Source organism: Nocardia vaccinii NBRC 15922 (assembly GCF_001613305.1).
Classification (GTDB): domain Bacteria; phylum Actinomycetota; class Actinomycetes; order Mycobacteriales; family Mycobacteriaceae; genus Nocardia; species Nocardia vaccinii.
On the sequence record NZ_BDCC01000033.1, the window covers coordinates 215,431 to 242,238 of the forward strand.

General features: G+C 66.8%; 23 protein-coding genes. 16 read left to right on the forward strand and 7 right to left on the reverse strand.

From position 1 onward, the window contains the following. Positions 1 to 43 precede the first annotated feature (43 nt). Positions 44 to 1,639: an AMP-binding protein gene (locus tag NV1_RS22310; RefSeq protein ID WP_084525624.1), complete on the forward strand. Its 1,596-nt coding sequence runs from the start codon at positions 44 to 46 to the stop codon at positions 1,637 to 1,639. 64 nt (positions 1,640 to 1,703) lie between these two features. Here the strand turns inward: NV1_RS22310 and NV1_RS22315 are convergent, their stop codons facing one another. Then, positions 1,704 to 2,555 (reverse strand): LLM class F420-dependent oxidoreductase, encoded by an 852-nt coding sequence (locus NV1_RS22315; protein WP_067894422.1) that lies wholly within the window; start codon positions 2,553 to 2,555, stop codon positions 1,704 to 1,706. A gap of 166 nt (positions 2,556 to 2,721) precedes the next feature. On the opposite strand from NV1_RS22315, the gene NV1_RS22320 reads away from it, so the two are divergent. The 3 genes from NV1_RS22320 to NV1_RS22330 all read left to right on the forward strand — a co-directional run bounded on the left by NV1_RS22320 (position 2,722) and on the right by NV1_RS22330 (position 5,745). Next, entirely contained in the window at positions 2,722 to 3,723 is a 1,002-nt protein-coding gene (locus NV1_RS22320) for a zinc-binding alcohol dehydrogenase family protein (protein ID WP_067894424.1), read from the forward strand. Positions 3,724 to 3,838: 115 nt separating this feature from the next. Next, a complete protein-coding gene (locus tag NV1_RS22325; protein WP_157117234.1) occupies positions 3,839 to 4,729 on the forward strand; it encodes an expansin EXLX1 family cellulose-binding protein in 891 nt (296 codons plus the stop codon). 86 nt (positions 4,730 to 4,815) lie between these two features. Continuing rightward, positions 4,816 to 5,745 (forward strand): alpha/beta fold hydrolase, encoded by a 930-nt coding sequence (locus tag NV1_RS22330; protein ID WP_084525625.1) that lies wholly within the window; start codon positions 4,816 to 4,818, stop codon positions 5,743 to 5,745. Here NV1_RS22330 and NV1_RS22335 read toward each other — a convergent pair whose 3' ends face one another. The 3 genes from NV1_RS22335 to NV1_RS22345 all read right to left on the reverse strand — a co-directional run bounded on the left by NV1_RS22335 (position 5,746) and on the right by NV1_RS22345 (position 10,498). Continuing rightward, complete coding sequence (locus NV1_RS22335) at positions 5,746 to 7,434, reverse strand: bifunctional metallophosphatase/5'-nucleotidase (protein WP_245713856.1); 1,689 nt, start codon at positions 7,432 to 7,434, stop codon at positions 5,746 to 5,748. 63 nt (positions 7,435 to 7,497) lie between these two features. Next, positions 7,498 to 9,501, reverse strand: coding sequence for an SDR family oxidoreductase (locus NV1_RS22340; RefSeq protein ID WP_067894431.1), 2,004 nt, complete (start codon positions 9,499 to 9,501; stop codon positions 7,498 to 7,500). 331 nt (positions 9,502 to 9,832) lie between these two features. Then, positions 9,833 to 10,498: a biliverdin-producing heme oxygenase gene (locus NV1_RS22345; protein ID WP_067894434.1), complete on the reverse strand. Its 666-nt coding sequence runs from the start codon at positions 10,496 to 10,498 to the stop codon at positions 9,833 to 9,835. Positions 10,499 to 11,017: 519 nt separating this feature from the next. On the opposite strand from NV1_RS22345, the gene asnB reads away from it, so the two are divergent. The 3 genes from asnB to NV1_RS22360 all read left to right on the forward strand — a co-directional run bounded on the left by asnB (position 11,018) and on the right by NV1_RS22360 (position 15,249). After that, positions 11,018 to 12,862 (forward strand): asparagine synthase (glutamine-hydrolyzing), encoded by a 1,845-nt coding sequence (gene asnB / locus NV1_RS22350; RefSeq protein WP_067894767.1) that lies wholly within the window; start codon positions 11,018 to 11,020, stop codon positions 12,860 to 12,862. Positions 12,863 to 13,236: 374 nt separating this feature from the next. Next, complete coding sequence (locus NV1_RS22355; protein ID WP_067894437.1) at positions 13,237 to 14,463, forward strand: cytochrome P450; 1,227 nt, start codon at positions 13,237 to 13,239, stop codon at positions 14,461 to 14,463. Between the two features lie 24 nt (positions 14,464 to 14,487). Then, positions 14,488 to 15,249, forward strand: a complete 762-nt coding sequence (locus tag NV1_RS22360) for a TetR/AcrR family transcriptional regulator (protein ID WP_245713857.1) — start codon at positions 14,488 to 14,490, stop codon at positions 15,247 to 15,249. 34 nt (positions 15,250 to 15,283) lie between these two features. Here the strand turns inward: NV1_RS22360 and NV1_RS22365 are convergent, their stop codons facing one another. Next, the gene (locus NV1_RS22365) at positions 15,284 to 16,687 is read right to left on the reverse strand and encodes a threonine/serine exporter family protein (protein ID WP_245713868.1); all 1,404 of its coding nucleotides are present in this window, start codon (positions 16,685 to 16,687) and stop codon (positions 15,284 to 15,286) included. Between the two features lie 287 nt (positions 16,688 to 16,974). On the opposite strand from NV1_RS22365, the gene NV1_RS22370 reads away from it, so the two are divergent. Together NV1_RS22370 and NV1_RS22375 are read left to right on the forward strand one after the other, a co-directional pair. Then, positions 16,975 to 18,894: an acyl-CoA dehydrogenase family protein gene (locus tag NV1_RS22370; RefSeq protein ID WP_157117256.1), complete on the forward strand. Its 1,920-nt coding sequence runs from the start codon at positions 16,975 to 16,977 to the stop codon at positions 18,892 to 18,894. 67 nt (positions 18,895 to 18,961) lie between these two features. Continuing rightward, a complete protein-coding gene (locus tag NV1_RS22375) occupies positions 18,962 to 19,603 on the forward strand; it encodes a phosphatase PAP2 family protein (protein WP_245713858.1) in 642 nt (213 codons plus the stop codon). Here the strand turns inward: NV1_RS22375 and NV1_RS22380 are convergent. Both NV1_RS22380 and NV1_RS22385 read right to left on the reverse strand, forming a co-directional pair. Beyond that, positions 19,585 to 20,463 carry a nuclease-related domain-containing protein gene (locus NV1_RS22380; RefSeq protein WP_245713859.1) on the reverse strand — a complete coding sequence of 293 codons (879 nt, stop codon included), beginning with the start codon at positions 20,461 to 20,463 and terminating at the stop codon, positions 19,585 to 19,587. The two genes, NV1_RS22375 and NV1_RS22380, sit on opposite strands and share 19 nt — an antisense overlap. A gap of 240 nt (positions 20,464 to 20,703) precedes the next feature. Next, complete coding sequence (locus tag NV1_RS22385) at positions 20,704 to 22,398, reverse strand: GMC oxidoreductase (RefSeq protein WP_067894449.1); 1,695 nt, start codon at positions 22,396 to 22,398, stop codon at positions 20,704 to 20,706. 155 nt (positions 22,399 to 22,553) lie between these two features. On the opposite strand from NV1_RS22385, the gene NV1_RS22390 reads away from it, so the two are divergent. The 7 genes from NV1_RS22390 to NV1_RS22420 all read left to right on the forward strand — a co-directional run bounded on the left by NV1_RS22390 (position 22,554) and on the right by NV1_RS22420 (position 26,687). Further along, positions 22,554 to 23,180 (forward strand): CDP-alcohol phosphatidyltransferase family protein, encoded by a 627-nt coding sequence (locus NV1_RS22390; protein WP_067894452.1) that lies wholly within the window; start codon positions 22,554 to 22,556, stop codon positions 23,178 to 23,180. Positions 23,181 to 23,228: 48 nt separating this feature from the next. Then, a complete protein-coding gene (gene gcvH, locus NV1_RS22395; protein ID WP_067894454.1) occupies positions 23,229 to 23,627 on the forward strand; it encodes a glycine cleavage system protein GcvH in 399 nt (132 codons plus the stop codon). 177 nt (positions 23,628 to 23,804) lie between these two features. Then, on the forward strand, positions 23,805 to 24,281 hold the full coding sequence (odhI, locus tag NV1_RS22400) for an oxoglutarate dehydrogenase inhibitor Odhl (protein WP_040823302.1): 477 nt from the start codon (positions 23,805 to 23,807) through the stop codon (positions 24,279 to 24,281). A gap of 13 nt (positions 24,282 to 24,294) precedes the next feature. Next, entirely contained in the window at positions 24,295 to 25,095 is an 801-nt protein-coding gene (gene ftsR, locus NV1_RS22405; protein ID WP_067894455.1) for a transcriptional regulator FtsR, read from the forward strand. 83 nt (positions 25,096 to 25,178) lie between these two features. After that, on the forward strand, positions 25,179 to 25,652 hold the full coding sequence (locus tag NV1_RS22410) for a bifunctional nuclease family protein (protein WP_067894456.1): 474 nt from the start codon (positions 25,179 to 25,181) through the stop codon (positions 25,650 to 25,652). A gap of 150 nt (positions 25,653 to 25,802) precedes the next feature. Continuing rightward, positions 25,803 to 26,414 (forward strand): MerR family transcriptional regulator, encoded by a 612-nt coding sequence (locus NV1_RS22415; protein ID WP_067894457.1) that lies wholly within the window; start codon positions 25,803 to 25,805, stop codon positions 26,412 to 26,414. Between the two features lie 99 nt (positions 26,415 to 26,513). Continuing rightward, positions 26,514 to 26,687 (forward strand): CsbD family protein, encoded by a 174-nt coding sequence (locus tag NV1_RS22420; RefSeq protein WP_067894776.1) that lies wholly within the window; start codon positions 26,514 to 26,516, stop codon positions 26,685 to 26,687. Positions 26,688 to 26,808: the final 121 nt, after the last annotated feature.

The following is a 26,808-nucleotide window of genomic DNA, read 5'->3' on the forward strand; positions in this document are numbered from 1 at the left end:
CTAACTTGGAGGTGTCCGGTACCCAGCGAAAGGCGCATGACCGATGGCACCTGTCATCCCGCAGCACGACGAGCCCGACTACCTGCACCGTGAACCGCTGCCGGTCGACATCCTGATCCGGTCCCTGGATCGCTATGCCGATCGGACGGCGATGTACGTGGGAGACGACGAGCTCACCTACCGCCAGGTCCGTGATCAGATCAGCCGTTTCACCCAGGCATATGCGGCGCTGGGCATCGCATCCGGTTCGGCGATCGCGGTCCTGTCGGCGAATCGCCCCGAGGTGCTGATCGCCCAGGGCGCCAACGCCTTGTCCGGGATCCGGTCGATGGCGTTGCACCCGATGGGGTCGCTGGACGATCACGCCTACGTTCTCGAGGATGCGGGCATCGATACCCTCGTCTACGACCCGAGCGCCTTCGAGGAGCGCGCTGCCCAGCTCGCGCCGCGGGTTCCCGGATTGAAGAATCTGCTCGCCTTCGGCCCCACCGAGGCGGGCACCGACCTGCTGGCCGAGTCCGAGAAGTTCGAGCCGCAGAAACTCGTCGGCCCCAGCACGGGTCTGGACGACGTGTTCAGCCTCGCGTATACCGGCGGCACCACCGGCAAGCCCAAGGGTGTGCAGATCAGCAACCGGGGCACCGCGACCATGCTGCGCATCCAGATGACCGAATGGGAATGGCCGAGCGAGACAAGGTTTCTCGTGTGCACGCCGTTGAGCCACGCGGGTGGCGCATTCTGGAATCCGACGAGTATGCGCGGCGGCTCGATCGTGGTACTGCCCGGATTCAATCCGGAGAAGCTGTGCCAGGCGATCGAGAAGTACAAGATCACCGCGACGATGCTCGTGCCGACGATGCTCTACGCCCTGCTGGACTTCCCGGATCTGGACAAGTACGACCTGTCCAGCCTGGAGACCGTCTTCTACGGTGCGTCGGCGATCTCCCCGGCCCGGCTGGCCGAGGCCGTCGAGCGGTTCGGCCCGATCTTCTTCCAGTTCTACGGCCAGGCCGAATGCCCGATGGCGATTTCGGCGCTGCGCAAGGCCGATCACGATCTGAGCCGTCCCGAGCGGCTGTCCAGCTGCGGACGTCCGGTGCCGTGGCTGCACGTCGCGCTGTTGGACGACGAGGGCAACGAGGTGCCGGACGGCGAGCCGGGCGAGATCTGCGTGCGCGGGCCGCTGATCATGCAGGGCTATCTGAACAAGCCCGAACAGACCGCCGAGGCGACCAAATTCGGTTGGCTGCACACCGGTGACGTGGCCCGCAAGGACGACGAGGGCTACCTCTATATCGTCGACCGCAAGAAGGACATGATCGTCTCGGGCGGATTCAACGTCTTCCCGCGCGAGGTGGAGGACGTCCTGTCCGCCCATCCCGCGGTGTCCGCCGCGGCGGTGATCGGCGTGCCGGACGAGAAGTGGGGCGAGTCGGTGACCGCGATCGTGGTGCTGCGGTCGGGCCAGAGCGTGTCCGCCGAGGAACTCCAGGCACTGGTCAAGGAACACAAGGGCGCGGTGTACTCACCCAAGACGGTCGAGTTCGCCGACAGTATTCCGTTGAGCCCGTTGGGTAAGCCGGACAAGAAGGCGTTGCGCGCTCGCTACTGGGAGGGCACCGGACGTCAGGTCAACTGACCGCCCGCGCCGGAACGACTTGTGCGCCCGTCCGATTCGGACGGGCGCACAGTCGTTTGTGCGGTCAGGACTTCCACAGCCCCGAATCGCGGATCGCTTCGGCGAGCGGTTCGAGCACCGCCGGATCGTGCGGTGTGGGGATGTAGATGATGGCCAGATCCAGGCCCTTCTCCTCGAACGCGGCGATCTGCTCCAGGAATTCGGGGTAGCTTTGGCCCGCCTCCAGCCGCTGATGGGCGGACAGCGTGATTTCCGCCGGATCGCGGCCGATATCGGCGCAGTGCGCCGCGAGTACGTCACGCTTGTGCGCGAACTCGTCGGGAGTTCCGCCGACGAAGTTCCAGTGCTGGGCGTAACGCGCGGTGATGCGCAGCGTGCGCTTCTCGCCGTTGCCGCCGATGCAGATCGGCGGGTGCGGCTGCTGCGGGCCCTTGGGCTCGTTGCGCGCGCCCTTCAGCTGGTAGAACTTGCCGTCGAAATCCGTTGTCTCCTGGCTCAACAAGCCGATCAGAACCTGGCAGGCTTCCTCGAAACGGTCGAGCCGCTCCCGGATGGTGCCCAATTCGATGCCGTACGCGCCGGATTCCTCCTCGTTCCAGCCCGCACCGATGCCCAGTTCGAGTCGTCCGTCGGAGATGATGTCCAGTGCCGCAGCCATATTCGCCAGCACAGCCGGGTGCCGGTAGTGGATGCCGGTCACCAGGGTGCCCAGTCGCAGGCGCGTGGTGGCCTGGGCGAGGGCGGTGAGCGTCGTCCAGCCCTCGAGGCAGGGGCCGGTGGAATCGGAGAAGATCGGATAGAAGTGGTCGAAGGTCCAGCCGGACTCGTACACGTCGATCTGGTCCGCGGCCCGCCAGACCGCCAGCATATCGGCCCAGGTGGTGTTCTGCGGTGAGGTTTTGAAGGCGAATCGCATGGGTGCAACGCTACGATCTGGAGTGTGCTCCATGTCAAGCAGCCTGCGGAAATGTCTCCGATCGGCGGTGCGGACGGGGTACTGGCGAGTCACATGCGGAGCCGAGCGGAAGCGAGGTGGGGCCATGAGTGAGTCGACGAGACGAACCGTGCCGGATGCGGGCGAAATGACGGCCTGGCAGGTCACCCGGCCGGGGCCGATATCCGGCGGCCCATTGCGGCGAGTGCGGGTACCGATTCCGGAGCCGGGGCCGGGTGAGCTTTCGGTGCGGGTGCTGGCCTGCGGGGTGTGTCGCACGGATCTGCATGTGGCGGAGGGGGATCTGCCGGTGCATCGGCCCGGCGTGGTACCCGGACACGAGATCGTCGGCGAGGTGGTCGCGAGCGGCGCGGGCGCCGCCGCGGAGTTCGAGGTGGGGGACCGGGTGGGCATCGCGTGGCTGCGGCACACCTGCGGAGTGTGCCGGTTCTGCCGCCGGGGCGCGGAGAACCTGTGCCCGGATTCGCGCTACACCGGCTGGGACGCCGACGGGGGATACGCCGAATTCACCACGGTGCCATCGGATTACGCGCACCCGCTGCCGTCCGGATATACGGACGCGGAGCTGGCGCCGCTGCTGTGCGCGGGCATCATCGGATACCGTGCGTTGCAGCGGGCCGCGCTGCCCGAGGGCGGGCGGCTGGGCATCTACGGATTCGGCGGCAGTGCGCACCTGGCCGCCCAGGTGGCGCTGGCGCGCGGTGCGCAGGTGCATGTGATGACCCGCGATCCGGCCGCGCGGGAGCTTGCCGTGGCGCTCGGTGCGGCCTCGGCGCAGGGTGCCGCGGACCCGCCGCCGGTCCCGCTGGATGCGGCGATCCTGTTCGCGCCGGTCGGTACTCTGGTGCCGCCGGCCATGGCGGCGCTCGACCGCGGCGGGGTCCTGGCGATCGCGGGCATCCATCTCAGTGATGTTCCGGTGCTGAACTATCAGCGGCATCTGTTCCAGGAGAGGGAGATTCGATCGGTGACGGCCAATACCCGAACCGATGCCCGCGAATTCCTGGCCTTCGCCGGCGCGCACCGGCTCGAGGTGACTGTGCACCCGTACGGGTTGGAGTTCGCGGACCGCGCTCTCTCGGATCTGGCAAACGGACAGTTTGCGGGAGCTGCCGCGCTCATCCCCTGACACGCCGGTGACACGCCGATTAGTGCAGCTAGAGTTCGCGATTCACCCTCTTTGTCGTGGTGTCTGATGCTTTGCTGGATATATACACGGCGAGTAGAGGATGGAGGCGAAGTCGATGCATCGGGTATCGCAGCAGGACCATGCTCGTAGCGCGCGGCCGTGGTTGTGGCCGACGCTGATCACGGTGGCGGTGATCGCGGCCGCGGTGTGGGCGGTGCGTCCGGACCCGTCCGCCTGCCGGACCGCCTCGCCGGGCGCGGGGCCGCGCCCGGCGACGATGAGTGTGCCGAATACGCCGTTTTCCCAACGGATTCCGATTACCGAACAGGTCGATCCACCTGCCCTCGCGCAGGCGCGGTACTACACGTTCGGTCCGGATGTGGCGTGTTCGTACCCGGATCTGCCGTCGGACGGTTACTACGTCGGGGTGCCGACGGACGAGTACGACGGCAGTGCGGTCTGCGGCCAGTACGTCGACCTGTACGGACCGCTGGGGTCGGTGCGCGCGCAGATCGTGGATCGCTGCCCGGGATGCGGTGCGCACCAATACGATCTGAGCGCTGCTGCCTTCGCGCGGGTAGCCGATCCGGGCGCCGGCGTAGCGCAGATCGGCGTCAGCCGTGTGCACAATCCTTCGCCGTCGCCCGATCTGGTGTATCGGATCGAGGACGGCTCCTCGGCGGACTGGCTGGGCTTGCAGTTCACCGATACCGGAAATCCGTTGAGCCGAGTGGAGATTCGTCCGACTGCGGGTGGGGCCGGGCATACGCTGACGCGGCGCATGGACAATTTCTGGACGATCTCGGGGGCCGGAGCGGGTCCGTTCACCGCGCTGGTGACCGATGCGGACGGCCACCAGGTCGTCGTGCCCGGAATCGTGCTGGAACCGGGACGCTCGCGACATACCGGTCGCAGTCTCTACGCGCCTCCCGCCCGGATACCGGCGGCCACCGTCTCGCGGCCCGTGTCGTCCGTGCTGACCTCGGCGGTGGCCGTCTGCTCCTGAGCCGGGCATATCGGCCGACCGGGCGTATGCGATCATCGGCGGGAACACGTTCTCGTCCGTCGGGGCGGTGCACCAGGAGGCAGGCGATGGCCGATCGGAACACGGCGAACCAGAAGGCGGCCGCACGGTTCTCGGCGGCGAGACCGATCCGCAGCCTGAGCGACCGGGTCACGCGGCTGAACGAGGTACCCGCCGGGACAATGGTGGAACTGCCCGGTCGCGGCCGGACCTATCTGGTCGACATCGCGGGTCCCGAGGGCGCTCCGACGCTGATCCTGTTGCACGGTATGGTCGCCACCGCGATGCTCAACTGGTTCCCCGCGCTCGAGGAGTTGTCCAGGGCCTACCGCGTGGTGCTGTTCGACCAACGCTGGCACGGCCACGGAATCCGTTCGCGCCGTTTCGATCTGGATGATCTGGCCGAGGACGTGATCGCGGTCGCCGATCTGGTCGGCGTCGAACGACCGATCCTGGCCGGGTACTCCATGGGCGGTATGGTCGCCCAGCTCGTCGCGCACCGGTTTCCCGAGCGGGTCGGTGGAATAGTGTTGTGCGCCACTACCTATCGATTCCAAGAGACATGGCGCGAACGGGCCTTCCACGGTGGACTGGCCGCTGTGGCGGGGCTCGCCTCGGAGACGGCCTCGCGTCGCGTGGTTCGCGTCGGGCAGCGGTTGCCCGGAATGCCGCGGATCTCTTGGGAGAAGGGACGTTTGGATCGCTGGGCGCTGTCGGAGCTGCACAGTGTCAGCAGCTTGGGAATGGCGTGGGCCATCGCCGAGCTCGGCGAATTCGATTCGTCGTCCTGGCTTGGTACCTTGAAAGTTCCTGCGGCAGTGGTTATCACGACGCACGATCGGGTGCTGCCGGTGCGTCGGCAGCTGGAGATGGCCACGCTGATTCCGGGTGCGGAGATCTTCCTGGCCAGGGCGGGACACGCGGCCTGTGTGCTCGAGGCCGACGCCTTCGTCCCCGCCCTGCTGGACGCGTGTGCAGCGGTGGCCGCCCGGCTGTGATCAGCGCCGCTGGACGCGGCTTGCCGGGGGTTCGATCTTCGCTCGGCTCGCCAGATACGCATCGAATGCGGCGAGGTCGTCCGGGCCGACCGCGCTCTGCTGCCCCTGAGCGAAGACGCTGAACCCATCTCCGCCTGCGGCGAGGAAGTTGTTCGTCGAAACCTGGTACACCGCATGGGTATCCAGAGCCTGCCCCGCGATCCGCACGGTATCCTCGAGGATCTTGTGGCCCGTGGGCGCGGAATCGGAGTAGGAGTAGGTGATCCCGGCCACCGACAGCACACCGGGCGTGGTCTTGTTATCCCATTGCTGCTCCAGCAGATTCAGGATCTGCTGGCCGGTCAGAGCCACGGTCACCACCTCGTTGCCGAAGGGCTGCACGGTGTACGCCTGTTCGTAGGTGATCGCGCCGCCGCTCAGATCCGCCCGCACGCCACCGGGATTCATGAACGCGGCCACGGCGTGATCGGGAGCCATGGCCGCGAGCATGGCGTCGGCGATCACATCGCCGAGCGGTGAATCACCACCGGGAGTCGGCTCGTTGGACAACGGACCGGCGGTGGTGCCGACCACGTGCGCGGCGCGCGGGCGCGACTGATCGGCGAAGAAATCGACGAGTTTCGCGGCGGCCGGGTCGGGTGCCACGGTTCGGGTGACCACCCGATTGACCGCCTTCGCATCGACGGTTCCGTCGTGGAAGCGCAGGGTGACATCGGTGATCAGGCGTCCGTAGGACGCGGCCTGCGTCACCACCTTGCCCGCGATGGTGCAGTTGTAGGCCTGGTGGGTGTGCGCGGTGAGCAGCACCTTCACCCGGGAATCGAGGCGATCGGCCAGCGCGGTGACGTTCGGTCCGATGTTCGCGCAGCCGTTGTAGTCGACCGGCGCGCCGCGAGTCTGCTGTGCGCCGCCGTCGTGTACCAGCGCAACCACCGTTTCCGCCCCCGCGGCGAGCAGCTGCGGGACGTACTTGTTCACCGCGTCGGCCTCATCGCCGAAGGTGTAGCCCCGGATCGCGTCGGGCATCACGATCTGCGCTGTCGCCGGGGTGACGGTGCCGACGACGCCGATCTTGTGGCCGCCCACCCGCAACATCGTCCACGGCTTCAGACCGGGTGGCAGTTGACCGTACGCATCGGTGACATTGGCCGCCAGATAGGGAAATGCGGCTCCGGTGAAGGGTTGTCCGGGGGAGCAGCCGTCAGCGGCACAACCGCCCTCCTGCAACCGCGTCAATTCGGCTGTGCCGTGGTCGAATTCGTGATTGCCCGCCGCGGAGGCGGCCACTCCCAGCGAATCGAGGTAGTCGATCGTGGGCTCGTCGTGGAACAGCGCCGAGATCAGCGGGCTGGCGCTGACATTGTCGCCGGCGGACAGGATCGCGCTCGCGGGATAGGCCGCTCTCAGCTTCGCCAGATGAGCGCTCAGGTATGCCGCGCCCCCGGCCCGGTACGCGCCGACGCGTCCGTTGCTCCCGCCGGGCGGCTCCAAATTGCCGTGCAGGTCGTTGATTTCGAACAGATGCACCTCGCCCGATTGTGCCGCGGGCAGATCATCGGTGGAGATCAGCGGGATCGGGTCGGCATGCGACGAGTTCGACGGTGCGGTACCGTGACCCCCGCAGCCGGCCAGCAATACCATGCCGATGACGGCGATCATCGCTTCGATCAGGCGGCGACGCGGCTTCATAACCCTCGACTCTGACAGGCCGATACTGCGTCCGGACGGCGCTCGGGTGAATTTCCGGCGGAATCACCAGTGCAGGCCGGGAATCCGGTTGGTGATCCGAGTGGCCGGCGCCGGCATCCCCATCAGCGGCTGCACGAGCGGGGCCAGTGCCAGCAGTGGGCTTCGCCCCTCCGGTGCATCGGTGTCCGGACGTCCCGCGCCGGACGTGGCCGCGGCCGACTCGCCGAACATCCGGAAACCGCGGTGCAGGATCGCCTTCTTCACCGAGGGCATCACGGTATCCACGACCTGTGCGAAAGTGCCTATCGGCGTATCGATGCGGGCCGGGCGTTCGGTCAACGCGCGCACCACGATCGCCGCGGCCTGATCGGGCGTGTGCACCGGGATGGAGCGGTACAGATCGGTCGGCGCGATCATCGGGGTGCGCACCAGCGGCATCCGCACCGAGGTGAAACTGATTCCGGCATCGGCATTTTCCACGGCCGCGATCTCGCTGAAGGTGTCCAGTGCGGATTTGCTCGCGACGTAGGCGGCGAAGCGCGGCAGTTTGGTCTGCACGGCGATGGAGGAGATGTTGACGAAATGCCCGAAGCGGCGTTCGCGCATCGCGGGCAGCACCGCGAGGATCAGCCGCACCGCGCCGAAGTAGTTCACCGCCATGGTCCGCTCGAAATCGTGCATCCGGTCGGTGGAGTTGAGCACCGATCGACGGATCGAGCGGCCCGCGTTGTTGACCACGTAGTCGATGTGGCGGTGGTCCGCGAGCACCTGTTTGACCAGTAGCTCGACCGCCTTCTCATCGGTGATGTCGCAAGAATATGCCTGCGCGGCACCGCTGTTCGCGCGAACCTCCGCTGCGGCGGCCTCGAGTTCGTCGGTGCTGCGGGCCACCATCAGGACCGTGGCTCCGCGGCGGGCGACCGCGTGTGCGGTGGCCAGGCCGATGCCCGAGGATGCGCCGGTGATCAGCACGATCCGTCCGCGCAGCGGATCGCCGTCGGTGCGGCGCGCCCGGTCCGGGTCCAGGCGGCCGCGCCAGAAGTCCCACAGCGTTCCGGCGTACTCCTCGAATGCGGGCGGGGTGAGCCCGCGCAGCTGGGCGCGGGTGAAGTCGGAGACGAATTCGGAGGCGAAGGTCACGTGTGGCGCGACCTCGGCCGGAATTCCCAACTGCTGCAACAGATAATCGCGCACCTGCGGAACACCCGGAATCCTGCCGAGCAGGTTCAACGCACCTTGGCTGCCAGGCAGCGTGCCCACTGCGGCGGGTGCGCCCGCGGCGCGGGCCAGTGCGGCGTAGACCTCCGCGAACGGCTGGGGTTCCGGATTGACCAGGTGGAAGGTGCGGCGGTTCAGGCCGGGGCGGCGGATCAACCGGACCATGGCCGCGGCCACGTAATCCACCGGAACGATATTGGTGCAGCCCAGATCCGGCAGCATCATCGGCAGTTCCGAGGGCAGTGCGGCCAACCGGGCGATGGCGGCGAAGAAGTAGTAGGGCCCGTCGATCTTGTCCATCTCGCCGGTGGTCGAATCTCCGGCGACGATTGCCGGGCGATAGATTCGCCAGCGTAGTCCCCGGGCTTCGCGAACCAGTTTCTCCGCGGCGAATTTGGTTCGGTGATAAGGAGATTCGAGGTTCTGGCCGAGATCGAAATCGTCCTCGAAGAATTGACCGCGGTGGTCGCCCGCGACCGCTACCGAGGAGACGTGATGCAGGACCGCGTCGAGTTCGGTGGCCAGCTCGATCACTCCGCGGGTGCCGGTGACGTTGGCGGCGTAGGCGGTTTCCTCGTCGGCGGTCATGTCATAGACCGCGCCGAGGTGGATCACGTGCTCGGCCTGCGGCGGAACATCTTGCAGCCCAAGATTTTCCGCAGTCAGATCGCCGATCAGCGGGAAGACCCGGTCGGTGGCCTGCCAGCTCGCGATCAGTTCGGCGAGCTTGGCCGCGGATGCCTCGCGCACCAGGATGTGGATCACAGCCTCCGGATCGCTGGTGAGCAGACCCTGGACGACGCGTCGGCCGAGAAATCCGGTGCCGCCCGTCACGATATACGAAACCATCGCCCCTCCTGGATGTCGAACATGGCGTGGCGCAACAACTTCGGCTGCGCATAACACTGTTCGTCCGACATTCGCCGGTGGATGCGGACGTAAGAATCGGCCGCTGACGGACTGCCTCACTAGCAGGCGTTGGGCCGGGGTAGGAACACCGTCGTGCCTAACTGGTGAGTAACTTTAGCGGGCGTTCCGTTGGGTCCGCAACTACGCCGCGCCTTTCGTTGTGTGTGTCGTATCACCACGTGAGGGTGTCGATTGATACCTGTGTCAAGGGTTTTCAGATAACTCTCGGAGGGGCTGGTTATCTGTTGGCATCCCGTACCGGGTAGTCGGCTCAGCCCTGCCGCCGGCTCGGGAACTCCGCGGCCAGTTCGCGGAACATCGCCGAGTTGAAATCGAAGGCGCGCTGACATTCCCCCAGTACGCGCTGTTTTTCGAGATCGTCCACCGCGAGCGCGTCGAGCAGTTCGCGGTATTCGCGCTTGAATGCCGCCGGGTTCGGAATCTGGTCGAAGACGTAGAACCGCACGCCGTCGCCACGCTTGGGCAACTGCCACAACTTCTCGGCGGTGCCGCGGATCACCTGTCCGCCGGACAGGTCTCCGAGGTATCGGGTGTAGTGATGCGCGACATATCCGGCAGGCCACTCCCGGGCGCACTCCCGCACTCGTTCGGCGTAGGCGGCGGTGGCGGGCAGCGGATCCAGGTCCGCGCGCCAGTCTTCGCCGCCGAGATGGGCCAGATCGTCTTCCAGGTGCGCCACCCGCGCCAGTTCGGGCCGGACGAACGGGCCCGCCACCGGATCGGACGCCAGCGCATCGCTGTGCTCCTCGAGTGCGCGGTAGACGTGCCACAGCTGGCCGGTGTACCGGTAGAACGCCGCAACCCCCAGTCCACCGCCGAGCATATCGCTCATGAACGTGGAGTTCTCCGCATCCGCATGTTGCCGTTCGGTAGCGGTGCGGATCTGCGCGGAGAAGGGAGTGGCGGTGTCGGGCATGGTGCTGCTGTCCTCACTTCGTTCCCGGGCAACGCTCCGGCCTGCTTTGGGTTACCTAACTTTCCCTTGACGATACCTGGCCGAGCGCGTCGCGGAATCAAACTTTCGGACGACAACGCCGCCTCCGGGGGTATGTGCGGACGTTCGGGCGAGAGGCGTGCCCGGGGGTGTGAGCTGTGGGCCGAGCGATCCGCGCTCCGGTGCGGGCCGTCGGGCCGGTCGGTCGCGACGATTCGGCGGGCCGGTCGAAAGCCGCACGGGCGGGTTCGGCCGTCGGATGTTTGCCTCGATTAGCACGAAAGTGCTTTTGCGGCAATGTGAATCGTCCAGTGTCGCGCGGGTTCGATTGGTGGAATCGGTATTCGGCGAGGTCGGCGCGGCCGGGATTGCGACGCGCCCGGGCGGGTGTGACACGGACACATTTCTTTCTGGGTCCGGAGGCCTAGCGGGGGTGAATGTGCCTGTGTTACAACGGAGTTACGTGTAGTTGTTATTGCTAACTAACTGGAGGGCGTGAACATGTGTGGAATCGCGGGCTGGGTGTCGTTCGACTCCGACCTGACCCGGCAACAGCGTGTCCTCGACGCTATGACCGAGACGATGGCCTGTCGCGGGCCCGACGGGCGCGGCACGTTCGTGCGGACACACGGTGCGCTGGGGCACCGCCGCCTGGCCATCATCGACCTGCCCGGCGGCACGCAGCCGATGAGCTTGCGCACCCCGTCCGGCGATATCGGACTGGTGTATTCCGGAGAGGCGTACAACTTCCACGAGTTGCGCGCCGAGTTGACCGCGCTGGGCCACACCTTCCGGACCGACAGTGACACCGAGGTCGTACTGCACGGCTACCTGCAGTGGGGCGAATCGGTGGTCGATCATCTCAACGGCATGTACGCCTTCGCGATCTGGGATCAGCGCACCGAGAAGCTGGTGATGATCCGGGATCGCATGGGCATCAAGCCGTTCTACTACTACCCGACTCCGGACGGCGTGCTGTTCGGCTCGGAACCCAAGGCGATCCTGGCGAATCCGCTGGCGCGCAAGGTCGTGGACAACGACGGGCTGCGTGAGCTGTTCGCGTTCACCAAGCAGCCGAAGTGGTCGCTGTGGAAAGGGATGTACGAGGTCCTGCCCGGCACACTGATCACGGTGGACCGCAACGGGATTCACGAACGCACCTACTGGCGGCTCGATGCGGTGGAGCACACCGACAGCCGGGAGGACACCGTCGCGAAGGTGCGCGAGCTGCTCACCGACATCGTGGACCGCCAGCTCGTCTCCGACGTGCCGCGCTGCGTATTGCTCTCCGGAGGACTGGATTCCAGCGCCATCACCGGTCTGGCCGCCGCCCGGCTGGCCCGCGACGGCGAGCAGTTGCGCACCTTCTCGGTCGATTTCGCCAACCAGGAAGAGAATTTCGTTCCCGACGAGATGCGCGACACCCCCGATTCGCCGTACGTACGCGAGGTGGCCGCACTGGTCCGCTCCGCCCACGAGGACGTCGTGCTGAATCCGTCGGAACTGTCGGATCTGACGGTGCGCCGCGCGGTGATCACCGCACGCGACATCCCGGCCGGGCTCGGCGATATGGACTCCTCACTCTACCTGCTGTTCAAGGCGATTCGCGCGCAGTCCACGGTCGCGCTGTCGGGTGAGTCGGCCGATGAGGTGTTCGGTGGTTACCGCTGGTTCCACGACGAGGTCGCGTTGAAGGAGGAGACCTTCCCGTGGCTGGCGTTCAACAACTCGATCACCGGCGAGGGCCGCTGGCAGATGCTCGAACCCGAACTGCGCGAACGTCTTCAGCTGGAGAACTACATCTCCGATCAGTACGCCTCGGCCATCGCGGACGTGGAACACCTCGACGGTGAGTCCGAGCTCGAGCACCGCATGCGCACTGTCTGTCACCTGCATCTGACGCGTTTCGTGCGGGCGCTGCTGGATCGCAAGGACCGCGCGTCGATGGCGGTCGGACTCGAGGTCCGGGTGCCGTTCTGCGATCACCGCCTGGTCGGCTACGTCTACAACACACCGTGGGCGCTGAAGACCTTCGACGGACGTGAGAAGAGCCTGCTGCGGCACGCCGCGAAACACGTTCTGCCCCAATCGGTCGTCGAGCGCGTCAAGAGCCCGTACCCCTCGACGCAGGATCCGGGCTACGCGGCGAATCTGCAGCAGCTCGGGAAAGAGATTCTGGCCGAGAAGGATTCGGCGGTCTTCCAGTTGGTCGACAGGACCTGGCTACAGCGTGCGGTGACCCAGGATCCGCTGCACATGGACGCGATGACCCGCGGCAATCTGGATCGCACCGTCGACCTGCACACCTGGCTCGACATCTACTCGCCGGAACTGCTGCTGGGCTGATCGAGTCCGACGGTCGTTCGCTCGCCCCGGACCCGCTTCCGAGGCGAGCGATGCGGCGGTTCGGACGGCGGCGCCCGAACGCGCGCACCTGTCCGCCGGCCGACGAACCGCGGTGCGGCCGGCACCCGGCTCGCGCACCGGTTGCTGCCCGGCAGTTCGACGCTGGACCCGGTGCGTGTCGGCCGCTCCCCACTGCTCACCGGCGCGGGCGGACAACCGTGGTCGCGGGCCGCGTGCACCCTCGATCGGCCGGCGAATTCCTGGATGTCGCGCGCCCCTTCCGAGTGAAAGGTTTACGGAGTTTAATAATAGGTGTTCACAAAATTGGAGTGGTGTGGTTCACTCATGCGAAACGTGTTCCAAAGGAGGTAACCGTGTCCGCTCCCTCTCTGCCGCACAGCTTCGACTTCACCGATCCGGACCTGCTCGCCAGTCGTTTGCCCGTCGCCGAGTGGGCGGAGTTGCGCCGCACCGCTCCGGTGTGGTGGGTCGACCAGCCGCACAACATCGCGGGCTTCGGCGACGACGGTTACTGGGTGGTCAGCAAACTCGACCACATCAAGGAGATCTCCAAGAAGCCCGACGTGTTCTCCAACTTCGAGAACACCGCGGTGATCCGCTTCTACGAGGACATCACCCGCGAGGAGATCGACATCCAGCGCGGCATGCTGGTCAACCAGGATCCGCCCTCGCACGACAAACTGCGCCGGATCATCTCCCGCGGATTCACCCCGCGCGCGGTGGAGAGCCTGCGCAACGCCCTGCGCGAGCGCGCCGAGCGCATCGTGCACGAGGCCAAGCGCAACGGCGGCGGCGATTTCGTCACCCAGGTCGCCTCCGAACTGCCGCTGCAGGCGATCGCGGAACTGCTCGGCGTCCCGCAGTCCGACCGGGGCAAGCTGTTCGAGTGGTCCAACACCATGATGGGTTACGACGATCCGGAATTCGGCGGCGACCACAAGATGGCGACCGCCGAGGTCATGGGCTATTCGTGGAATCTGGCCGAGGAGCGGCGCGGCTGTCCGGCCGACGACATCGTGAGCCAGCTGGTCACCGCCGATGTGGACGGCGAATCCCTCGGGTCGGACGAATTCGCCTGGTTCGTCATCCTGCTGGCGGTCGCGGGCAACGAGACCACCCGCAATGCGACCACCCACGGGATGAAGGCGTTCATCGACTTCCCGGAACAGTGGGAGTTGTACAAGGAGCAGCGGCCGCGCACCGCGCCGGACGAGATCGTCCGCTGGGCCACCCCGGTCATCGCGTTCCAGCGAACCGCCCTGTCGGACACCGAGATCGGTGGTCAGCCGATCGCCAAGGGACAGCGCGTGGGATTGTTCTACGCCTCGGCCAATTTCGACGAGGAGCGGTTCGAGAAGCCCTTCGAATTCGACATCCTGCGCGACCCGAATCCGCACGTCGGATTCGGCGGTACCGGGACCCACTACTGTGTCGGCGCGAATCTGGCGCGCCTGCAACTGGACCTGATTTTCAACGCCATCGCCGACGCGATGCCGAACCTGCGTCAAATCTCCGAGCCGGTGCGGCTACGCTCAGGATGGTTGAACGGAATCAAGAGCTGGCAGGTTGCTTACGAATGAGCGGTCGGGCCCGGAGGAGGTAACGTGCCCAACCACAACGGGCCCCGGTCGATCAGTGGACAAGCCACCGCCCACGTCCCCGCGCGCCGGGGGCGTGCGCCCGCGGTGAACGACGGGGACATCCGGCGGGTGGCCAGATCCCTTCTCGCGGAACAGGGGCCGGAGGCGGTGACGCTGCGCGCGATCGCGCGGGCACTGGGCATCACCGCCCCGGCGCTGTACCGCTACTACGCCTCGCGTGAGGATCTCGTCGCGACCCTGCGCCGGGACATCTGCGCGGACCTGGCCGCGGAACTCGCCCAACAGGTCGCCGAACTACCCGACGACGGCGTGGTGCAGCTCCTGGCCGTATGCCGGGGATTCCGGCGCTGGGCGCTGGACCACGCCCCCGAGTTCACCCTGGTGTTCGCCTCGCCCGCCGGGGAGAACGCCAGTGCCATGCGGCAATTCGACGAACCCTTCGGCCGCATCTTCTTGCAGGCGGCCGGTCTGTTGCTGACCACCTACGACATCGTGACTCCGTCGACCGAGGTGATCCCCGAGGCGCTGTGCGCGGATCTCGAGCGGTTCCAGGCCGACCTGCTCGTGGTGTTGCGCGAATCGGGGCAGGAGTTCCCGGCCGAGAAGCTGGATCTGGGCGTCACCTACCTGATGACCACCTTCTGGGCGCGCATCTACGGGCACGTCACCCTGGAGGTCTTCGGCAATTATCCGATGGCCGTGCGGGATCCGGACATCCTGTTCGACGCGACGCTCGAGGATCTGGCTCGCAGCATCGGGGCCTGAGCCGCGTTCCGCGGCCACCGGATACGCGACCCGCTCACGGCGGCGGCACACTCGGCATCTCGCCCGTGGCGAACGTCGGCGGATGAATTCCGCGGAATCGCAGCAGAATTCGCGGCCGCCGCAGAAATCGCGCGCCCCACTCACCGAGGGTGACCCCGGCCGCGAGCGCACAGCCGACGCCGAACGCGGCCAGCAACTGATTCAGGCCCGTCGCCTGCTGATCGTTGAGCAGCGCCGAAAGCCCTCGGTAGATGCTCAGACCCGGTAGCAGCGGTGTGATTCCGGCAACCGCGACGACCAGCGGCGGCGTCAGCGCCCGGCGGGCCATCAGACCACCGGCCAGACCCACCACACAGGCGGCCACACCGGAGGACATCACCGGCCCGAAACTGGACCGCTGCACCAGCAGGAAGCACAGCGTCGCCGCCGCACCACTGATCGCCGCGGCGGCCAGCGCCCGGCGCTCGGCGTAGCACGCGAGTGCGAAGGCCAACGAGGCCACAGCGCCGGCGATGAGCTTGAGCGGCAGATTGGTGATGTTGGCCGAGGAATTCATATCGATCGACGGCGCGACCGCGTTCAACATATCGGCGGCCCGCAGCGCGAGCGCGACCCCGGCGATGATCCCGCCGGTCATCATGAGCAGATCCAGCATGCGCGCCGCCGCCGTGATGGGTGCGCCGGTGATCGCGTCCTCGACCGAGCCGACGAGCTGTAATCCGCTCAGCAGCACCGTGATTCCGGCCGCGACGATCAACGACGGACTCGTCTCCAGCCGACCGGCGAAGGTGGCGAGCAGGATCGCGGGCGCGGTCGCGATCGCGCCGCCGACGATCGCCTGGAAGAACGCGGGCAATCCGCGGTAGTTCAACGCGCGGTTGGTGCGGTCGATCGCGGCGGTCGCCACGAAACTGGTCGCGGCCACGATCGGGCCGCCGCCCAGCAGCAGGCCGATCGCCGCCGCGAGCAGCGCCCAGCCCGCGGTCGCGACCCAGCGGTTGTAGGGGTGCGGGGCGGTGGTGATCTCGTCGAGTGCGGCGTGCGCCTCCTCGGGCGGCACCACCTCGCGGCGGATGCGGCGGGTGAGCCGGTCGACGGCGGCGAGGCGAGTGAAGTCGAGCGTGCGGTAGTTGACCACTCGCATAGTGGACGCGGGCGGCATGGTGGGGCCGCGATCTGCCGAGATACGGATCGAGTTGTAGGTGACGTCGATATCGCACTGCGACAAACCGTAGGTGGCGGCGATGAATTCGACCTGGGTGGTGGTATCGGTGACCGCTGTGCCCGAGGCGAGCACCACCTCGCCGACCCGTTCGGCGAGCTCCATCACCTGCGTCACGGCGGCGTCGTCGGACAGATCGATCGGCTGCAGCGGTGCGGGCGCCTCGACGACCGCGTCCACGGTGGCGATGCGCTCGGCGACGATCCGGTCGGTCACCCAGTCGAGCGTTCGCCGCCAGCGTCGACGCGGACGCTGGCTCTCCGGGCTCTCCGATTCCTCGACGGCCTCGGTGTCGACTTCCTCACTCACGTCCGCACCCGCCCGGCCGACGGTTCGGCGGTATTCCGTAGCCTCACACACAGCAAGGTAAAGGTTCCCGGCCCTTCGTGTCAGCTCGGCCCGTAGATGTGTGGCCACGCGAACACCCCGACACATCCGCACGGTGAGCCTGGTCACGCGGTGCGGCCGGTTTAGGTGGCTAGGGTCGGGGAATGGCCTCTCCCGTGAACCAGACAGCGGAAATCCTTCGTGCGGCGCTAGACGGGCCCTGGCGGGAGGTGCGCGAGGAGGTGCGGCCGCGGCTGGATGACGAGCGCCTGTTCGGAGATCCGGGACTGGACTATCACGAGGCACGGGCGCGAGTGCTCGAACAGATGCATCTGGTCTCGAAATTCGGTATGGCCGAACGCGGATTCCGGCGCGAGCACGGCGGCACCGCCGATCCCGGCGGCGCGGTGACGGGGCTGGAGATGCTCGCCTACACCGATCTGTCGCTGTGGGTGAAGAGTGGCGTGCAGTGGGGGCTGTTCGGCGGTGCGGTGGAGAATCTGGGCACCGAACGTCACCGGGACGTGGTCACCCGGCTGATGTCGCTGGATCTGCTGGGTTGCTTCGCCATGACCGAATCCGGGCACGGCAGCGATGTGGCCAAGCTCGAGACCACCGCCACCTACGATCCGGCGACCGAGGAATTCGTCGTGCACAGCCCGACCGAATCCTCCCGCAAGGACTACATCGGCGGCGCGGCCGAGCACGCCCGGATGGCAGCGGTGTTCGCCCAGCTGATCACCGGCGGCGAGGGCCGGGGGGTGCACTGTTTCCTGGTGCCGCTGCGCGACGCCGACGGCAACGATCTGCCCGGCGTGACGACCTCGGACTGCGGGCTCAAGGGTGGCCTACCGGGCGTCGACAACGGCCGGATCCGGTTCGACCACGTCCGCATTCCGCGCGAGAACCTGCTCAACCGGTACGCCGACGTCGCCCCGGACGGCACCTACAGCTCCGACATCGAGAATCCGAGCCGTCGCTTCTTCACTACGCTCGGCACGCTGGTGCGCGGCCGGATCAGCGTCGGCGGCGCGGCCGCCGCGGCCGCGCGGGTCGCACTGAGCATCGCGATCCGCTACGCCGAGCGGCGACGTCAGTTCGACGACCCCGACACCGGCGAAGAGGTCGTACTGCTGGATTACCGCAGTCATCAGCGTCGGTTGCTGCCGCACGTGGCGCGAGCGTTCGCGCTGTCCTTCGCGCAGAACGATCTGGTGCGCCGGATGCATCTGGTGCAGACCGGCCAGAATCTGGATCCCGAGGCGCAGCGCGCCCTGGAGAAGCGAGCGGCCGGATTCAAGGTCGCGCAGACCCGCCACGCCACCCGGGCCATCCAGGAATGCCGCGAAGCATGCGGCGGCGCGGGCTATCTCACCGAGAACCGGTTGGTGACCCTGAAGGCCGATACCGACGTGTTCACCACGTTCGAGGGTGACAACGTGGTGCTCACCCAGTTGGTCGCCAAGGAACTGCTCACCGCCTACGCCGACGAGGTGCGCGATCTGGACGCGCTGGGCTGGGTGCGTTTCGCCGCGACCATGGCGCTGGACGTCGCGCGGGAGAGTTCCGGTGTGCGCCAACTGATTCAACGGTTGCGTGACCGCGGCGGCGATTCGGTCGAAGACGGCGATCTGTCCCGTCGCGAGGTGCAGCTGCAACTGTTCGCCGACCGCGAGGACTATCTGGTGCGCACCGCCGCGTACCGGTTGCGGGCCCGCGCCGAGGAGACCGGGCCGTTCGAGGCCTTCAACAACGCCCAGGACCACATCCTGCTGGCCGGTGAGGCGCATATCGAGCGGCTCGTACTCGAGACGTTCATCGAGGGCATCGCCGATATCGAGGACGAGGAGGCTCGCGCGCTGGCCGATACCGTCTGCGATCTGTACGTCTACTCCACGATCGAACAGAACCAGGCGTGGTACATCATGCACCGGTTCATGTCGGTGGACCGGGCCAAACTCGTGCGTCGCGGGGTCAACGAGCTCGTCGACCGCCTGCGCCCACATGCGCTGACCCTGGTCGAGGCGCTGGGCGTGCCCGAGAGCACGCTGCGCGCTGCCCTGCTGGACGATGCGAGCTCGCATCAGGGGGAATGAGCCGGAGGTGTGAGACCGCGCCGCACCGCGGAGCGGGCGGGCGGGCGGGCGCGGATAAGGTCGTGCCGTGAAACGCGTGTCCGCTCTGCCGTCCTATCGGATCGTTCCGCTCGCGGCGGTGGTGATCGCCGGGGTCCTGATCACCGTCCTGCTGCCGCTGGCATTCCCGGCCGGCGGCGGGCCGACCGGATTCGACCGCGTCGTGGACGACCGGATCCATTCGGCCCTCGATGCGCACCGCACCGTCTACCGGATACTGGTGACGCCGAGCGACGCCCCCGTGGCACTGGCCGTCCTGTTGATCGGGGTGCTCTGGTACGCCTGGCGCCGGGACTGGTGGCGAGCCGGATTCCTGCTCGTGGTACCGGAACTCGCGGTCGCGATCACCACCTATCCGCTGAAATACGTGTGGCACCGGCATCTTCACCACTACCTGGCCTATCCGAGCGGCCACACCGTGCAATTCGTGGCTATCGCAACGGCTTTCGTGCTGATCGTGCCGACGTCCCGGCTCCGGATCGGCGCGGCGGTGCTCGCTCTGGTGCTACTGGCGGCTGTCGCGGTCGGCATGGTCGGTTTCGGCTACCACTATCCGACCGACATACTCGGCGGCACCGCTACCGCCCTGGCGCTGGTGACCGCGATGTACGCGGCGCTCCCGGGCACGCTGCGCCGGGACTCGAAACCCGTTCAGCCCGGCCCGAACTGAATGATCGCCGTGATCACGAACCACAGCACCCACGCCACCGCGACGAGCATCCCCACCGCGAGCAACACCCGCATGACGCTCTGGCGCAGATCCATTTCGCCGGGCTCGTTGGGGTAGAGCTGCCACGGGCTGTACCAGGGCATCGCCATCGAGGTCGGCACGGCCGCGGCCTGCTCCGAATTGGCCATCTCCTCGCGGAAGATCTCCGCCTGCGCCTGCTGCGGCCCGCCGCGCCACAGGGTGGTGTCCACCGTACCGCCGAAACCCTCGGCGACCAGATCCTGCGGCGACGGCAGATAGGGGAGCAGATTCAGGCCGCGAAAGGCCATCGCCACATCGTTGGCCGTCCACTGCGCGCGTCCCATGGAGGCCAGGGCGTGCAGGTATTGGGCCATTTGCTGCTGGTGGTCGCCGATCACCACCTGCAGTCCGGGATCGTCCCAGAGTTGCCGCAATCGAACACTCGATCCCTGCGGCGGTACCACCAGCACAAGGCCCTGCACCACGCGCTGGCCGAGGCCGCGGTCGGCCAGAAACGCCTGTAGCGCATAGGTGTGGTTACGTGAGGATTCCATCGGATTGCGCCGGCCACCCTCCAGGGAGACGAGCTGGCCGCCAACCCGCCAGGGACCGTCCAGCGGCACCTCCAACTCGCCGGACACCTGTTCCACCAGCGCCTCGGTCTCGATGATCACGCAACTGGTCGGGGTCCACACGATCGCGTCGAACTGATGCAGCTGCTTTTCGAAGAACAGGCTGCAGTTCACCATGGCGACGCCGTGCGGATCACCCGGACCCTTCCAGGTGCGCAACCAGTCGATCAGTACCCGCTCGGCGAGTGTCCCCGCGGAGTTCTGCACGCGCACGAGCATTGGCGACCCGCCCTTCTGTAATTTTGGCCTCCGCTTCGCTCCGGCGGGTTTTTCGGCACCCGAAGAAAAACCTCAGGGCTGGCGGATTCGGCCCGACTGTTCCCGGCGCACGGAGATGCTTCGCCGCTGGGCGCGTTCGTGTGGTTGGGAGAGCACGCATCTCACCGTCAACAGGATAGTCGGACCCGGCCGATCGTGGTCGAGCTCGATCCCAGGGAAGTGTGTCGCTCAGGCGGTCGGGACGGCGGGGCCGGTGGGAGTGATCGGCAGACGCAGCGCGCCGGGGGCCCACACCGGGACGGACGGCTGGATCGGGGCCACGGGCTCGATGCGCCGGTACGGGCGGCCCAGGGCCGGGCGCGGATCGGGGGCGCCCTTGTTGGGCCAGAACGCCATCGCGCGTTCGGCCTGCGCGGTGATGGTGAGCGACGGGTTCACACCCAGATTCGCCGTGACCGCCGATCCGTCGGCGATGTGCAGGCCCGGATGTCCGAAGACGCGCTGGTACGGGTCGACCACGCCGGTCTCGGGGCCTTCGCCGATGACGCAGCCGCCGATGTAGTGCGCGGTCGCGGGGATGTTGAACACATCCATCACCAAGCCGTGCACATCGCCGTCGACCTTCTCGCCGAAGCGGCGGCCGACCTCGTGCGCCATCGGGATCCAGGTCGGATTCGGTGCGCCCGTACCCTGTTTCGTCTTCAGGCCGCCCCAGCGCCGGAACGAGGTGAGCGAATTGTCCAGCGACTGCATCACCAGCAGGATCACCGACTTCTCCGAGGCGTGCCGGGCATTGAGACTGCGCAGGAACACCATCGGCCGGGCGAACATGGCCAGCAGGAAGCGCAGGAATCGGAACGCGCCGCCGTCCACGATCGGGACCGACATCGGGAACAGCGCGTTCTGTCCCTTGCCGTAATGGCAGACCTCGATGTGGGTGTCCGGTTCGGGATGGATCGACGAGGTGATCGCGATGCCCTCGGCGAAATCACGGCGATCTCGGCTGACCACGTTCAGGATCGCCTCGGAGTTGCTGCGGGTGAGCTCGCCCAGTCGCGGGGACAACCGCGGCAGCACCTTCTCGTCGCGCATCTTGTGCAGCAACTTCTGCGTGCCGAGCGCGGCCGCGGCGAACACCACCTGCTCGGCGGTGAATGTCTTGCGCTGCTTGCGAATCCAGCGATCCGAACGCCTGGTCTCGATGGCGTAGCCGCCGCCGATCATGGGCCGGACCTTGCTCGCAGTGGTGAGTTCGAACACGTGCGCCCCGGCCTGTTCGGCCAGGTACAGGTAGTTGGTCGGGGTGGTGTTCTTGGCGTTGTGCGGGCAGCCGGTGAAGCAGCGCGCGCAGTGGATGCAGCCGCTGCGGCGCGGTCCGGCGCCGCCGAAGTACGGGTCGTCGACCTCGGTGCCGGGATCCTGCTCGTTGAAGAAGACCCCGACGTTGGTCGGATGAAAAGTCTCCGAGACGCCCAGATCGTCGGCGATCGCGCGGATGACCTCGTCGGCCGGGGTCGTGCGCGGATTCTGGGCGACGCCGAGCATGCGCTTGGCCTGGTCGTAATAGGGCGCGAGCTCGCTGCGCCAGTCGGTGATGTGCGCCCACTGCCGGTCCTCGTAGAAGTTCGGCAGCGGTTCGTAGAGGGTGTTGCCGTAGATCAGCGAACCGCCGCCCACCCCGGCCGCGGAGAACACCGCGCACTTGCCGAGCACGCTGATCCGCTGCGGACCGGTCAGGCCGAGGCGCGGAGCCCAGATCGATTTGCGCACATTCCAATTCGTGTTCGGGATGGCCTCGGCGGGCCAGCGTCGACCGGATTCGAGGACCGCCACCCGGTAGCCCTTCTCGGTCAGCCGTAGCGCACTCACGCTCCCGCCGAACCCGGAGCCGATCACTACGACGTCGTAATCGAAGTCGGGCATGGTCTTCCTCTCGAACGAGCACATCGCATGAAACGCTTTCGCGGATCATTCTCCTCACCGCCCCGCCGGCGCGGAACTCGGCCCGGAACATCTCCCGCACCCCTTCCGGCGTGCCCGAATGGCGACGCCGGGCCGATTCGGGTAAGCAACAGGCTGTGACGAGCCAATCCGGTGGCCCCCCACCGGCCCCGCGGCGTGAGGACCGCATCCTCACCCTGCCCAATGCGCTGAGCGTGCTGCGGCTGATCGGGGTGCCGGTCTTCCTCTGGCTGCTGCTGGCCGCGCGGGCGGATGGGTGGGCGTTCGCGCTGTTGATCGCCAGCGGAGTCACCGACTATCTGGACGGCAAACTCGCTCGGTTGCTGGATCAGTACTCGCGTCTGGGTGCACTGCTGGATCCGTTCGTGGACCGGCTGTATCTGGTGGCGACGGTGCTCGGTCTGCTGGTGCGCGGAATTCTTCCGTGGCCGTTCGTTGTCGTGCTGATCGGACGTGATCTGATCCTCGCCGCGACCCTCCCGATCTACCGCCGCCGCCACCTCGATCCGCCGGAGGTGATCTATCTCGGCAAGGCCGCGACGTTCGCGTTGATGTCGGCGCTGCCGTGGTTGCTGGCGGGCGAGATGCACTGGCCGCTGGCAGGTTTCGGCCGCGCCTTCGGCTGGGCCTTCCTGATCTGGGGTACGGCGGCCTATATCTGGACGGGACTGCTCTATCTCGGCAAGGCCCTCGCGGTGGCCCGGACCATCCCGGCCATACCGCCTGTCTCACCCCGCGATTAGAGTGATCGCCACGCCCGTGAAAGGACGCCCCGTGAAAGGACATGAGCATTGACCGCCCTTCCCGAGGATCTGCGCTACACCGAGGAGCACGAGTGGGTCCGGCGCACGGGTCCGACCCGCGTGCTGGTCGGCATCACCGACTACGCCCAGCAGCAGCTCGGTGACATCGTGTTCGTACAGTTGCCCGCGCTGGACAGCGATGCACCGGCCGGTGACAGCATCGCGGAGGTGGAATCCACCAAGAGCGTCTCGGACATCTACTCCCCGTTGAGCGCGAAAGTCGTTGCGGTGAACGAGGTTCTGGATTCCGCGCCGGAGACCCTCAACAGTGATCCGTACGGCGAGGGCTGGATGTTCGAGCTGGAGGTTTCCGACGCCGCGGCACTGGACGCGATGCTCGGTGAACTGCTCGATGCCGCAGGTTATCAAGGAGTTATCGGGGGCTGAAGTGGCCTTCACAGTTCTACCTGCACGGGATCGCCCTGGCAGGGTACGGTCAATGCCAACAGATGTGCCGGCGACCGGTGCCGGAATGTCCAAGGGCGCGACAGCCGGTCGCGCTGGGTGATGGCAATCCGGAATCGGATGCTTGTACGGATAATCGGTTCGAGGAGGAGAGCAAGGGTGAGCGAGAACAAAGACCCGGGTTACGGGGAGAGCGCGGCCGAGACGACGTCGGTATTCCGCGCTGACTTCCTCAACGAGGTCGACGCGTCGCGCTCCGGTGAGCAGACCGGCGAACAGCCGGTGCAGGGTGTCGAGGGCCTGCCCGCGGGCGCTGCCCTCCTGGTGGTCAAGCGTGGCCCGAACGCGGGGTCGCGGTTCCTGTTGGATCAGCCGACCACGTCGGCGGGGCGTCATCCCGACAGCGACATCTTTCTCGACGATGTCACCGTCAGCCGTCGCCACGCGGAGTTCCGGCAGGACGATGACACCTTCCAGGTGGTGGATGTGGGCAGCTTGAACGGAACCTACGTCAATCGCGAACCGGTGGACTCCTCCGAGCTGCAGAACGGTGACGAGGTGCAGATCGGCAAGTTCCGGTTGGTTTTCCTGACGGGTCCGCGCCCCGCCGCGAGCGATGCGGCAGGCGCGCTCTAGGAGCCGGCACGAGATGACAGGCGCTGCGCAGTGGACCCGCGGAGGGATGTCGATCGGCTCCGTGCTGGATCTGCTGCGTCCGGATTTCCCGGACATCACCATTTCCAAGATTCGCTTCCTCGAATCCGAGGGGCTGGTCAGCCCGGAGCGCACGCCTTCGGGGTATCGCAGGTTCTCGGTCGCGGACGTCGAGCGGCTGAGGTTCGTCCTGACCGCACAGCGCGATCAGTACCTGCCGTTGAAGGTGATCAAGGAGCAGCTCGAGGCGATCGACAGCGGTGCCGCGACGCTCGGGGTGCGCGAGGCGCGGGCCCGGGCGGACGGGGTCGACGGAGCGGGGCGTGCGCCCGAGTCCGTCCGCTCCGCCGGCGCCCTGTCCCCACCCCGGCGGCTCGGCGTCGTGCCCGGTGAGGTGACACCGGACGAACTCCGGTTCGACAGCGAAATCCGTATCACCCGTGCGGATCTGATCGAGCAGGCCGGTATCGATGAGAAGTTCCTCACCGAGCTGATCCGCGCGAACCTCATCACTGCGGGCGCGGCAGGATACTTCGACACCGAGGCCGTGACGCTGGCGCGCGCGGCCAAGGCGATGAGTGAATTCGGTTTGGAGGCCCGGCATCTACGGGCCTTCAAACTGGCCGCCGATCGTGAGGCGGCGATGATCGCCCAGATCGTGGCCCCCATTGCCAAGAGCCGGGACGCCGACGCGCGCGCTCGCGCGGAGGAGACGGTCCGCGAACTCGCGGCGCTCTCGCTGACGTTGCACACGAGCCTGGTGAAGACGTCGGTGCGCGCTGCCCTCGGCGGCTGAAATCTTCGCCTAGACTCGGTGGCACGGCCGGTTTCGTAGTGGCACGCTGGACGGGCCGCGAGTATGGGAGGCAGTGGCGAGTCATGACTGAAATGCGTGTGATCGGCATCCGCGTCGAGCAACCTCAGAATCAGCCCGTGCTGTTGCTCCGCGAGGTGGACGGGGACCGGTACCTACCCATCTGGATCGGCCAGGCCGAGGCCACGGCGATCGTCCTCGAACAAGAGGGCGTCACACCTATTCGCCCGTTGACCCACGACCTGATCAAGATCTTGATCCACGACCTGGGGCATACCCTCAAAGAGGTTCGCATCGTCGATCTCCAGGAGGGCACCTTCTACGCGGACCTGGTGTTCGAGAACGATCTGCGGATCTCGGCGCGCCCCTCGGATTCGGTAGCCATCGCGCTGCGGGTGGGTTGCCCGATCTACGCCGAGGAGCCGGTGCTCGAGGAGGCGGGTCTGGTGATGCCGGACGAACGCGAGGACGAGGTGGAGAAGTTCAAGGAGTTCCTCGAATCGGTCTCTCCGGACGACTTCAAGGCGACCGACAGTTAGACCCGAAATGTGCTCTCGACCTCTAGTTGAGGTCGAGAAACACGCCGCGCGCGGAGTTTGGTTCCATGCCTGTGCTGCCGAGACAATCGGGGGAGTAGCCTCGACAGTTAGGCCGTTGTTCTCTTCGGCGATGCAGTGAGGGAGTAGTCAGTGGGAGACCAACCGCAGCAGACATCTCAGGCGCGGCCCGCCCCGGCAGAACATGCGCGGTCCGCCGCGGTGGTACAGCCAGGACTGTTCCCCGACGACACGGTGCCCGACGATCTAGTGGGTTACCGGGTGCCGAGCGCTTGTCAGGTGGCCGGAATCACTTATCGGCAGTTGGACTACTGGGCCCGCACCGGCCTCGTGGTCCCGTCCATTCGCAGCGCCACCGGTTCGGGCAGCCAGCGGCTGTACTCGTTCAAGGACATCCTGGTTCTGAAAATCGTCAAGCGACTACTCGACGCGGGTATCTCGCTGCAGAACATTCGCATCGCGGTCGACCACTTGCGCAGTCGCGGTGTCGAGGATCTGGCGGGTATCACCCTGTTCTCCGACGGCGCGACGGTATACGAATGCGCCTCGCCCGAGGAGGTCGTCGATTTACTGCAGGGCGGGCAGGGCGTGTTCGGGATCGCGGTGAGCGGTGCGATGCGGGAGCTGACCGGTGCGATCGCGGCCTTCCCGGCCGAGCGGGCCGAGAGCCACACCGCCTCCGAGCGCCCCGAGGACGAGCTGGCGTTTCGCCGGAAGGTTCGCGAGAACCGCAAGACCGGCTGATCCGTTCGTGCCCCGGTGGTGATCTCCGGGTCCGGGTTTCGATGCTGCAGTGCCGGGTAGAGCCGGATGAGTCAGCGACCGGACCGGAAGGAGTGCGTGATGAGTGCCACCGATAAGGCGAAGAACAAGCTCGACGAGATGACCGGCAAAGCGAAGGAAAAGCTCGGCGAGGCCACCGGTGATCGCGACACCGAGAACGAGGGGAAAGCCGATCAGGCCAAATCCAATCTGAAGGATGCCGGCGAGAAGGTGAAGGACGCCTTCGGCAACTGATGGAATGCTCCAGATGGCCGGCCGCCCGTTATCGGGTGGCCGGCCATCGGCGTGTTTCGGGGGGAAGAAGCCCGATCAGGGCGGAAACACAGGCGACACACACGTCCGACTAGACTGGCGG

Bases quoted from the DNA above. Each gene is read 5' to 3' on its own strand.
- NV1_RS22325 (WP_157117234.1), top strand. From the start codon at position 3,839: ATGCATCGGGTATCGCAGCAGGACCATGCTCGTAGCGCGCGGCCGTGG.
- NV1_RS22345 (WP_067894434.1), bottom strand. From the start codon at position 10,498: ATGCCCGACACCGCCACTCCCTTCTCCGCGCAGATCCGCACCGCTACC.
- asnB (WP_067894767.1), top strand. From the start codon at position 11,018: ATGTGTGGAATCGCGGGCTGGGTGTCGTTCGACTCCGACCTGACCCGG.
- ftsR (WP_067894455.1), top strand. From the start codon at position 24,295: ATGACAGGCGCTGCGCAGTGGACCCGCGGAGGGATGTCGATCGGCTCC.
- NV1_RS22315 (WP_067894422.1), bottom strand. From the start codon at position 2,555: ATGCGATTCGCCTTCAAAACCTCACCGCAGAACACCACCTGGGCCGAT.
- NV1_RS22330 (WP_084525625.1), top strand. From the start codon at position 4,816: ATGGCCGATCGGAACACGGCGAACCAGAAGGCGGCCGCACGGTTCTCG.
- NV1_RS22320 (WP_067894424.1), top strand. From the start codon at position 2,722: ATGACGGCCTGGCAGGTCACCCGGCCGGGGCCGATATCCGGCGGCCCA.
- NV1_RS22335 (WP_245713856.1), bottom strand. From the start codon at position 7,434: ATGAAGCCGCGTCGCCGCCTGATCGAAGCGATGATCGCCGTCATCGGC.
- NV1_RS22310 (WP_084525624.1), top strand. From the start codon at position 44: ATGGCACCTGTCATCCCGCAGCACGACGAGCCCGACTACCTGCACCGT.
- NV1_RS22340 (WP_067894431.1), bottom strand. From the start codon at position 9,501: ATGGTTTCGTATATCGTGACGGGCGGCACCGGATTTCTCGGCCGACGC.
- NV1_RS22385 (WP_067894449.1), bottom strand. From the start codon at position 22,398: ATGCCCGACTTCGATTACGACGTCGTAGTGATCGGCTCCGGGTTCGGC.
- NV1_RS22420 (WP_067894776.1), top strand. From the start codon at position 26,514: ATGAGTGCCACCGATAAGGCGAAGAACAAGCTCGACGAGATGACCGGC.
- NV1_RS22410 (WP_067894456.1), top strand. From the start codon at position 25,179: ATGACTGAAATGCGTGTGATCGGCATCCGCGTCGAGCAACCTCAGAAT.